Raw genomic sequence first — 8,557 nt, 5'->3', positions numbered from 1 at the left:
ACAGCCTAACTACTTAATGTAACTATATAGATATGACAGAACCCAGCGAATACCCCTCCGAGTGGCTACGCGGAGTATTGGGGCCGTGCGTCCTGCAAATTCTTGCCGACGAAGCCACCTACGGGTACGCCATCATCGGCGCGCTTGAAGCTGCCGGTCTGGGGGAAATAAAGGGCGGAACTCTCTACCCCCTGCTGACCCGCTTTGAAAAACGCGGGCTCGTGCGCACCGAATGGCGTGCAGGGGAGGGTGGACCCGGGCGAAAATATTTTTCCCTTACTCCTGATGGCCGTGCTGAACTCGCACAATCACGAGAGCAGTGGAAGTTCTTTAGTGACCGCGTGAGTGCACTGCTCGCCGAACCAACAGAGCAAACAGATATAGCAAAGGAACAGTCATGAGTGATCTCAAACAGTGGAGTGCGACTCACAAGAAATGGGTGGATGCCTTTGTCATCGAGCTACGCCTGGAGGGAGTTTCTGGCGCGACGATCGGTGACGAGCTGACGACCGTGTTTAGCCACTGCGAAGAAACAGGGGAGGCGCCGGAGCAATCCTTCGGTGCTCCTAAGGATTATGCGCGGTCCCTAGGTTACTCTGTGCCTGAGCAACCTGGCGAGTATGTGAGTATTGTGCTCCCCATGCTCTTGCAGGTGTTCATACTGTTCGTGTTTACTTACTCCATGCGGGCGGTGGCTAACGCCCATAACTTCATGTTGAACGGCGTTGTGCTGGGCTGCTGGGCGGGCTCGCTCGTGGTTATTCTTGCCATGATTTTTGGGCTGAGAATACGCACGCTCATTGAAAAACCGTGGATTCTCATTCTTGGGTTTATTCTTGCCATCGGCCTGGGTGTTAGTGGCGCGATAGCCTCTCAGAAAGATCTGCCACTCATCGTCAATGTGCCTGCTATGCCCGTGGCGGTAGGCTCCGGCGTCCTGTTGCTTGTTGCTACAGCGTGGGCGGTGCGCTCTAGCTATAAAGCGGCGAAAGAGGACGACGATGCGCTGGTCTCCCCGCTAGATTCAGGGCAGGAACAAGAGCGGGCTAAAAAATTGAGCACGATGGTATCTGTTCTCCCGGCACTGCTCATTCCTCTTTACGCAGTGATCGATACGTTGATTTCGTTCTGGATGGTTTAGGGGAGCCAAATAGTTTCTAATTTTAGCTACCGGTGATACATTCCGAACTTGTCACAGTGTCAGCGGCAGATTTTAGCCCTACATTTTCCTTTTAGATGTTCTTATCTAAACCGTAGATAGTTCTCTGCTGTTGATCTTTCGTGGTATCCCGCAAAACATAAGAGCCACTTTTTATCTGCTAACCACCCAGACCATATTGTGCGCACTTCTGGCGGTCGGGCTGAGCCTTGACCATACTGTTGGTTTCGGCGGCAGTCCGGTTAGCATCACTCATTGCTTTGACCTCTTGCGGTGCCGACTCAGCAAATTTGGTGTACCACGCTAAATAAGCATCCCCAGCACCCATCGCCTTAATCTCCTCGGGTGCGGGCAGGATACCATTGCCACACAGGATGTCACCGTACTTCAGATAAGGATCCTCCGGATCCTTCCCCTGTGCAGTCAACGCAGCGGCACGTTCCTCATCTGCTTTCTGCAACTCTTCCGCAGACGCCTTCATCGCCGCGTTTTCCTGCTCATTCGCAGTTAGACCGGGGACGCTCGGGGAGGGCACCTCCGCAGAAGGCGCCGCTGAAGTCTCCTCAGCAGCCGGCGTCTCAGGCGCAACCGCGGGGCTCTCAACCGGTTCTGTATTTTCAACAGAAGCAGAACTCGCAGGTGCTGGTTCACTTTGTAAACTTGGTTCAGCACTGGCGCTACTATCCTCCAACGCAGACTCCGCGCCCAACGCCTCAGGAGTCTCCGACGGATCAGCAGAAACACTCGTCGAAGACTCCGCCGGGGAAATCGCATCAGTATGAGAAGCGCATCCCGTGACAGACCACAGTGCCAACGGCATCAAAGCCAACACAGACAGCAGACGATGTGAAGCCACAGAAAAACGCATAATATCTCCCAGATTGAGGTTCTAACCAGGCAAAACAGCCCTAGAAAATATCATGCGTTAATCAGCGGAAGAAAAGAACTACCGTTCAGTCGCTAGTTAGTCCCACGTCTTCAACACATTTGAGCGGTACGCCTTGACCACAATTTGGAGGCGATCACGTGCGTCCACCTTAGAAGCAATATGAGCCACGTGTGTCTTCACTGTAGGTTCAGACAAAAACAAGGTCGAAGCGATTTCCCGGTTCGAATACCCATCACACAACAACTTCACGACGTCCCTCTCGCGGCTGGTGAGCTGGGACCACTCATAGACGTCGGTAGCCGTCATTCGACGCTCTACCGCCTCTTCCGCTAAATTGTCCACCAGCAACCGGGCGATGGACGGCGAAAGAACCGAGTTTCCCTCATGAACCGATCGGATAGCGTTAATAATGTCCTCAGGCTCAGAATCCTTGACAATATAACCGCTCGCTCCCGCCTTAAGCGCAGGAACCACATAGTCTTCAGAATGAAAAGTCGTAACCGCTAAAACCTTAGTTGAAGGTAAAGCCGCCGTGATTTTAGAGGTCGCATCAATCCCGTTCATCACAGGCATCTGCAAATCCATGAGGATAACATCGGGTTTCAGCTGCAACGCCAAATTTACTGCCTCAGCACCGTCAGACGCTTGAGCAACCACTTCCATATCCTTCTCAAACGTCACAAAAGAGGTCATAGCCTGACGCATGAGGCTTTGGTCGTCTACCACAAGTATTTTCAAAGTATCCATTAGTCCCCAGCATAGCGATTATTCATACTTAAGCAGTACAAAGAAAGCAAAAAGAGAGCGCAAAATCAGTCTTTAGCGGGTATAAATCCGCCGGTTCACATGGAAATATAGAAATGTGCAAAGTAGAAACAACCGGATGGGGTATTTAGACCTCATTAAAAACATGCATTTTTCACCCCCGCCTCGGACCGTTACCGGTTCATTGGCCGTGGGGTATATCCTGCTTGCGCTCTACGATGCCAAATATTTCAAATCAGGCGTTGCAGACGGGGTTCCGCCCCTTCTGTTCATTATCGTGCCGATATCCTATCTGCTGACTATTGGGCTAACATTTTTCCGAAGCCCTCTTGCCATTGGTTCGTTATGGGTACTGCTTATTGCTTTGCACTTCAACCCTCACAATGATGAATTCTGGCGGTTAGCCGCAATCTTTTCTACAGCGATAATTGCTTACTCTATGTCCGCTTGGTTTTGGTTGCCTACAGTCGCTATCTATATTTATTACTTTGCTTTTGGCATGTTTCAGTCTGCGTCTACTGATTCGGTGCAAATTCTGCTAGGGACACTCGGCAACATCATTCCCTTTATCGTGGTTCCCATCGTGGCCCGGTTACAGGTTGAACGCAATACAGCACACAAAGTAGCGTATGAGCAACGACTTGAAGCGGCATATCATGCAGCAGACGAAGAGCGCCGCAATCTTGCGCGCGAACTGCACGACGTCGTCGCCCATGAACTCACCGTTATCGCCATGCAGGCACGAACTGCTCGCTATGCAGATGCTGATGGTAAAGACGAAATCCTCGGGTTGATAGGCACCCAATCACGCACTGCCCTGCAAGAGCTACGCCGCCTGCTGGCGGTTATGCGGGTGGAAAAAGATAGCAAAATGCTCGCACCTGAACACCAGGCAATGAGCTCCGATTTGCGAGAAACCGTTCTCAAACAGGTTAAGCAACTAGAGAACTTTGGGTACAACGTTACCTATGACATCGACGGCGATTTCAGCCAAGTACCTAAAAGCTTCGCGCCCACTTTGTCGCGCGTAGTGACCGAATCAGTCACCAATACCATCAAGCATGGACGAGCAGGGGGCGACGTCGAAGTGCACCTCAGCGCCAGCGACCATGCGCTGGAATATTCGCTCACCAATGACACCGGCAAAACTAAAGACCAGTTGGTCTTCCCCAGCTCAGGTTTTGGTCTCTTAGGACTTACCGAACGCGTGAAACCGCTCGGTGGAACCCTGGAGAGTCACTCTCTTCCTGGCGACCGGTGGATTATGGACCTTAAAATGCCTTTTGAGACATAAAGGCGAATTTACGCTAGACCTTGCCAAATAAAGTAGACAATAGCCGCCACAATAAACCCAATCAGCGCCCAGCGGCGTAGTCTAGTCTCTAAAATCGCAGCTTTAATATCTTCACGTTCTGCGCGGGACTCGTTCGGGTCTACAGGGGCGAGGTTCTTAGGGTTAGTAACCTCAGGCTTAGTCTCTGCTTCAGGGGTTGAAGCGGAGGAATCATTATCGCGGGAAAAAGAAGTCAATGGAACGTCCTATTTCCAGCGAGTCATCATAATCATGCCGGACATCATAAGACCCACCCCGATGGCGATGTTCCACATGCCAATAGCTGCAATAGGGAAGCGAGCCTCAGTGATGTAGAAAGTCATAATCCACAAGATGCCCAGCACCACGAGCGAAAACATAATCACGCGATACCACAGGGGGGTAGGAGAAGCGAACTCATCAACAGTCATCTCTTTAGCAATACGGCGCAGAGCTGCCTCATTCGCCTCAAACTCGCGATCCTCACTGGATACTGATCCTTGAGATGATTTCTTTTTTGCTGACTCAGCCACGTTTCCTCCACGCCCCGAAAGGGAGCTCATCATGTACGGTTTAACCTGAAGATAGACACAGGAATACTGCTGTAAATCTTATCCTTTCATGTGCGTGAAGACCTAACAAATAGCTCATTCATGCGGGTTCACAGGAAACTGTTGACAGGAAGTTCAATGACTCATACCCCGCCATCCTTACGGCAGAACGCTGCGGCGTCCTCCCGCGCTGACCACGCGCGCCCCAAAAGCAAGGGGGGGTGGGCGGTACAAATCTTCGGCGAAATCCTCATCACAGTGGGCCTAGTGCTCCTGCTCTTCGTTGTCTGGCAACTCTGGTGGACCAACCTCGAAGCGAACGCAACACAAGAGGACGCCGTACAATCGCTGTCCCAAGAATTCAAGCAAGCAGCCAAGGATCAGAGTAAGCCCTCCAAGACTTCTGACCATGCTACTGCCGAACCTCAGCCGAACTGGGATCCGCAAACACCTGAAATCACCGCAGAACCTGGCCACGGCGAGGCATACGGTATCGCCTACATTCCACGCTTTGGCGAAAGCTACCAGCGCCCCCTTGCTGAAGGCACCAGCACCGACGTCCTCGACGCCCTAGGGCTGGGGCACTACGACGGCACCGCCATGCCAGGCGACATCGGAAACTTCTCCCTGGCTGGCCACCGCCAAACCAACGGCGCAGTACTCGACCGGGTAGAAGAAATTCAACAGGGCGACCATATTTACATTCAAACAGCTCAAGGCTTCTACACCTACACGGTCTACGAAACCAAAATCGTGTTACCGACCGAAATGAGCGTCATCGCCCCCGACCCCGCTCATCCCGGCGCTCAACCCACCGAGCGTCTTCTCACGCTCACCACCTGCCACCCACGCTACGGCGATACCGAACGCTATATCGTCCACGCAAAATTCGACTCCTGGCAGCCGCTCTCAGCCGGCGCACCAGACGAAATCAAAGCAGCTGTTGGCCTCTAAAACCCTGTCCCAAGAGTAAGGTAAAACCCATGTACGGATGGATTTTTAGGCATCTTCCCGGGCCTCTCTGGATGCGTATTCTGATTGCCATTGCCCTCATAGCGCTAGTGATCTGGTGCCTGTTGGAATTCGTATTCCCCACCTTCGTGGAATACAGCCCCTTCTACCGCGATGTCACCATCGACCAATAGCACTTCTCAGTAACTGGAGGCCCCAAACCTATGACTAAAATTCTCGTAATAGATAACTACGACAGCTTCGTGTTTACCCTGGTGGGCTACCTCGAACAGTTAGGTGCAGACATCACGGTTATCCGCAACGATGATCTCACCGCCGAAGCCACCATCGAACTGGCACAAGAACACGACGGCGTCTTGGTTTCTCCCGGTCCGGGTGCACCAGCAGACGCCGGAGTTATCATCGACGTCATCAAATGGGCCGCAAAAGCACACAAACCCCTGCTGGGAGTATGCCTAGGGCACCAAGCAATTGCTGAAGCATTCGGCGGTACCGTTACGCACGCACCCGAGCTCATGCACGGCAAAACATCCCAGCTGGTTCATCAGAACGAGTCGGTGTTCAAAGACGTACCCAGCCCCTTCACCGCTACCCGCTACCACAGCCTCGCCGTCGTGCCGGAAACTATGCCCGAGGAACTCACCGTCACCTCCACCACCGATAACGGAATCATCATGGGGCTTGCCCATCAAAGCGCCCCCATGCACGGCGTACAGTTCCACCCCGAATCGGTGCTCACCGAAGGCGGCTACCTCATGCTAGGTAACTGGCTAGAAAGCCTGGGGCTCGAAGGTGCAGCCGAGAGGGCGAAATCACTTTCACCGCTCATCGGCTCATAACACCTTCAAGCCCCAGGCTCTATGGTTACAGATCCCGCGGGCGAATTACCTGTTACGGCTAGACGCCGATGCTCTCGGGGTAGGCGACGCACTAGTTTCTGCCGGCGTGGGAGCTGATGCGCTCGCAGACGGAGTAGGCGATGGGTTTCCGCCGGGAGTCAGATCTGCTGCATCGCTATTCTCAGAATCAGCAGGTGCCGAGACCGAAGGAGCTGCACGAGTAGGCACTGGCGCCGCCGTCGGCGTAGGAGTCTGAGCTACCTTAATAGTCACCGTGCTACCCTGCTCAACCGAGCTACCCGCAGCAGCACTCTGAGAAACCACTGTGCCAGCAGGGGCTGAGTTGGTCTGAGTAGTCTCAATGTTGGTGCTGAGCATAACTTCAGAGTCAGAAAGTGCCGCAATAGCCTGATCGCGGGTCATGCCGGTGACATTCGGTACCTGAACCTTACCGTTGGACAGCACAATGTCTACGGTAGAGCCGGCATCCACCTGCTCGCCCGCTTTAGGGGAAGTAGCAACCACCATGCCCGTGGGAACGCTGGCGCTATTGACCGTAGAAGTTCGACCGGCTACAAAACCAGCCTGCTCTAGCGCAGTACGCACGTACGCCTCAGACTGACCGCTTAAATTATCAGGAATCTTCACCTTTGAAGGACCCTTAGAAACCGTCAAAGTTACCTCTGAACCTTCTTCAACCTCAGTACCGGTCACCGGTGAGGTCTTGATGATGTGATCCTTCTCGATCTTGTCCGAGTATTCTTCTTCCCACTTCACCGAAATATTGTTATTGCGCAAAGTGTTAGCTGCTTCTTCGCGCTCCATCCCCTGCATTGCAGGCAGCGCATGGGTTGGAACCCTATTGAGCTCATTCTGGTAGTAGAGAACGGTTCCAATGGAGAACAGTGCCAGAGCCGCAATCAACATGCCGGTGAGAACACGAACCCATGCCTGACGTCGTCGTTTCTTCTTTGCCAGCGCCTCATTGCGCTCGTATTCGTATAGCTCTTCGTCCGTGTATTCGGACTGTGCGTTATCGAACCAGCCTCCCAGACCGGCTTCTTCAACCGGGGGAGCGGTATCGGTGCTCGACGCCGCTGCATAGCCTGCTGCCCCACCGGCAGCTGCACCAGCGGCCGTGGATCCAGTTGCGGAAGTAGCGGCTAAAGCTGTGGTGGGCTGAGTATCCTCACCCGTGTAGAGGGGCGCAGAACCAGGGTGCTGCTCGGCGTCCAAAAGCGCGAAACGGAAATCGCTGGGGGTTTGGAAGCGATCCTGCCGAGACTTAGCCAAGGCCTTACCTAAAACCGCATCGAGAGCCGGCGAAAGAGCCTGACGCGCATGGGCGCTAGGAGCCTCAGCGGTTTCACTTAGATGCTTACCGGCAAGATCGACGTTCGAATCAGCGTTAAAGGGCGAACGGCCACAGAGCATCTCGTAAATGAGGCACGCCGCTGAATATATGTCGCTACGGGAATCTACGGTTTCTCCGCGCGCTTGCTCAGGAGAAATGTAACGGGCAGTCCCCATGACAGTGTTTGCCTTAGTCAGCGAGCTATCAGGTGCTGCCATCGCCCGGGCAATGCCGAAATCCATGACCTTGACTTGCCCAAACTGCTCCTTCGAAACATCTTCATCAGTCCGCGGCAAAACCATCACATTAGCAGGCTTGATATCGCGGTGCACAATGCCCGCATTCGCCGCATATTGGAGAGCCTCAAGAACCTGCGCGCCATAGGCAATAGCCTCATGGACAGGAAGCTCACCGCGTTCGGAAAGAATCGAGCGTAGGGTCTTACCTGGCAAAAGCTCCATCACCAGGAAAGGAACCTGTACCGACTGGTTGCCCTGCGCCGACTCGAAAACACCCGTGTCATAAACACTCACAATATTAGGGTGATTGAGAGCAGCGACAGACTCCGCTTCACGCCGAAAACGAGCGCGGAACGTCTCATCACTAGCATGCTCCGGTCGCAAAATCTTCAGAGCTACCTGGCGGCCCAGGCGAGTGTCTTCAGCCGAGTAAACGGTCGCCATTGCGCCCGAGCCAATCTTCTCATTGACTCGGTA

11 protein-coding genes are annotated in these 8,557 nt (G+C 53.5%); 6 read left to right on the top strand and 5 right to left on the bottom strand.

The genetic code is table 11. The features are described 5' to 3' along the window. Positions 1–32: 32 nt before the first annotated feature. Both ACFR81_RS00900 and ACFR81_RS00895 read left to right on the top strand, forming a co-directional pair. On the top strand, positions 33–401 hold the full coding sequence (locus ACFR81_RS00900; protein ID WP_068172012.1) for a PadR family transcriptional regulator: 369 nt from the start codon (positions 33–35) through the stop codon (positions 399–401). Continuing rightward, complete coding sequence (locus ACFR81_RS00895) at positions 398–1,141, top strand: hypothetical protein (protein WP_343875992.1); 744 nt, start codon at positions 398–400, stop codon at positions 1,139–1,141. The genes ACFR81_RS00900 and ACFR81_RS00895 overlap by 4 nt, the downstream gene beginning before the upstream one ends. 178 nt (positions 1,142–1,319) lie before the next feature. Here the strand turns inward: ACFR81_RS00895 and ACFR81_RS00890 are convergent, their stop codons facing one another. Together ACFR81_RS00890 and ACFR81_RS00885 are read right to left on the bottom strand one after the other, a co-directional pair. Next, positions 1,320–2,027 (bottom strand): carbohydrate kinase family protein, encoded by a 708-nt coding sequence (locus ACFR81_RS00890; protein ID WP_343875990.1) that lies wholly within the window; start codon positions 2,025–2,027, stop codon positions 1,320–1,322. Between the two features lie 96 nt (positions 2,028–2,123). Further along, complete coding sequence (locus tag ACFR81_RS00885) at positions 2,124–2,795, bottom strand: response regulator (protein WP_068172007.1); 672 nt, start codon at positions 2,793–2,795, stop codon at positions 2,124–2,126. A 163-nt stretch (positions 2,796–2,958) separates the two neighbouring features. Between ACFR81_RS00885 and ACFR81_RS00880 the strand changes: the two genes are divergently transcribed. After that, a complete protein-coding gene (locus tag ACFR81_RS00880; protein ID WP_343875987.1) occupies positions 2,959–4,107 on the top strand; it encodes a histidine kinase in 1,149 nt (382 codons plus the stop codon). An 8-nt stretch (positions 4,108–4,115) separates the two neighbouring features. On the opposite strand, the gene ACFR81_RS00875 is transcribed toward ACFR81_RS00880, so the two are convergent. Both ACFR81_RS00875 and ACFR81_RS00870 read right to left on the bottom strand, forming a co-directional pair. Continuing rightward, positions 4,116–4,343 carry a long-chain fatty acid--CoA ligase gene (locus ACFR81_RS00875; RefSeq protein ID WP_145177180.1) on the bottom strand — a complete coding sequence of 76 codons (228 nt, stop codon included), beginning with the start codon at positions 4,341–4,343 and terminating at the stop codon, positions 4,116–4,118. 9 nt (positions 4,344–4,352) lie between these two features. After that, entirely contained in the window at positions 4,353–4,658 is a 306-nt protein-coding gene (locus ACFR81_RS00870) for a cell division protein CrgA (RefSeq protein WP_233126043.1), read from the bottom strand. A gap of 156 nt (positions 4,659–4,814) precedes the next feature. Here ACFR81_RS00870 and ACFR81_RS00865 point away from each other — a divergent pair, with 156 nt between their 5' ends. From ACFR81_RS00865 to ACFR81_RS00855, 3 genes are read left to right on the top strand one after another with little or no spacing between them, the layout of a single operon-like run. Further along, the gene (locus ACFR81_RS00865; protein WP_145177183.1) at positions 4,815–5,630 is read left to right on the top strand and encodes a class E sortase; all 816 of its coding nucleotides are present in this window, start codon (positions 4,815–4,817) and stop codon (positions 5,628–5,630) included. A 29-nt stretch (positions 5,631–5,659) separates the two neighbouring features. Further along, a complete protein-coding gene (locus ACFR81_RS00860; RefSeq protein ID WP_343875981.1) occupies positions 5,660–5,821 on the top strand; it encodes a hypothetical protein in 162 nt (53 codons plus the stop codon). 30 nt (positions 5,822–5,851) lie between these two features. Further along, a complete protein-coding gene (locus ACFR81_RS00855; RefSeq protein WP_145177186.1) occupies positions 5,852–6,487 on the top strand; it encodes an aminodeoxychorismate/anthranilate synthase component II in 636 nt (211 codons plus the stop codon). A gap of 45 nt (positions 6,488–6,532) precedes the next feature. Here the strand turns inward: ACFR81_RS00855 and pknB are convergent. After that, on the bottom strand, positions 6,533–8,557 hold a 2,025-nt coding region (gene pknB / locus ACFR81_RS00850; protein ID WP_377148589.1), incomplete at its 5' end, for a Stk1 family PASTA domain-containing Ser/Thr kinase.

The organism is Rothia amarae (assembly GCF_042677725.1).
Taxonomy (GTDB): domain Bacteria; phylum Actinomycetota; class Actinomycetes; order Actinomycetales; family Micrococcaceae; genus Rothia; species Rothia amarae.
Note: the sequence above shows the minus strand (reverse complement) of the source record. Positions and strands in the feature narration are given on the sequence as shown.

What these genes read in the sequence shown, in the direction of transcription:
- ACFR81_RS00900 (WP_068172012.1), top strand. Translation starts at nt 33, where the DNA reads ATGACAGAACCCAGCGAATACCCCTCCGAGTGGCTACGCGGAGTATTG.
- ACFR81_RS00895 (WP_343875992.1), top strand. Translation starts at nt 398, where the DNA reads ATGAGTGATCTCAAACAGTGGAGTGCGACTCACAAGAAATGGGTGGAT.
- ACFR81_RS00890 (WP_343875990.1), bottom strand. Translation starts at nt 2,027, where the DNA reads ATGCGTTTTTCTGTGGCTTCACATCGTCTGCTGTCTGTGTTGGCTTTG.
- ACFR81_RS00885 (WP_068172007.1), bottom strand. Translation starts at nt 2,795, where the DNA reads ATGGATACTTTGAAAATACTTGTGGTAGACGACCAAAGCCTCATGCGT.
- ACFR81_RS00880 (WP_343875987.1), top strand. Translation starts at nt 2,959, where the DNA reads ATGCATTTTTCACCCCCGCCTCGGACCGTTACCGGTTCATTGGCCGTG.
- ACFR81_RS00865 (WP_145177183.1), top strand. Translation starts at nt 4,815, where the DNA reads ATGACTCATACCCCGCCATCCTTACGGCAGAACGCTGCGGCGTCCTCC.
- ACFR81_RS00860 (WP_343875981.1), top strand. Translation starts at nt 5,660, where the DNA reads ATGTACGGATGGATTTTTAGGCATCTTCCCGGGCCTCTCTGGATGCGT.
- ACFR81_RS00855 (WP_145177186.1), top strand. Translation starts at nt 5,852, where the DNA reads ATGACTAAAATTCTCGTAATAGATAACTACGACAGCTTCGTGTTTACC.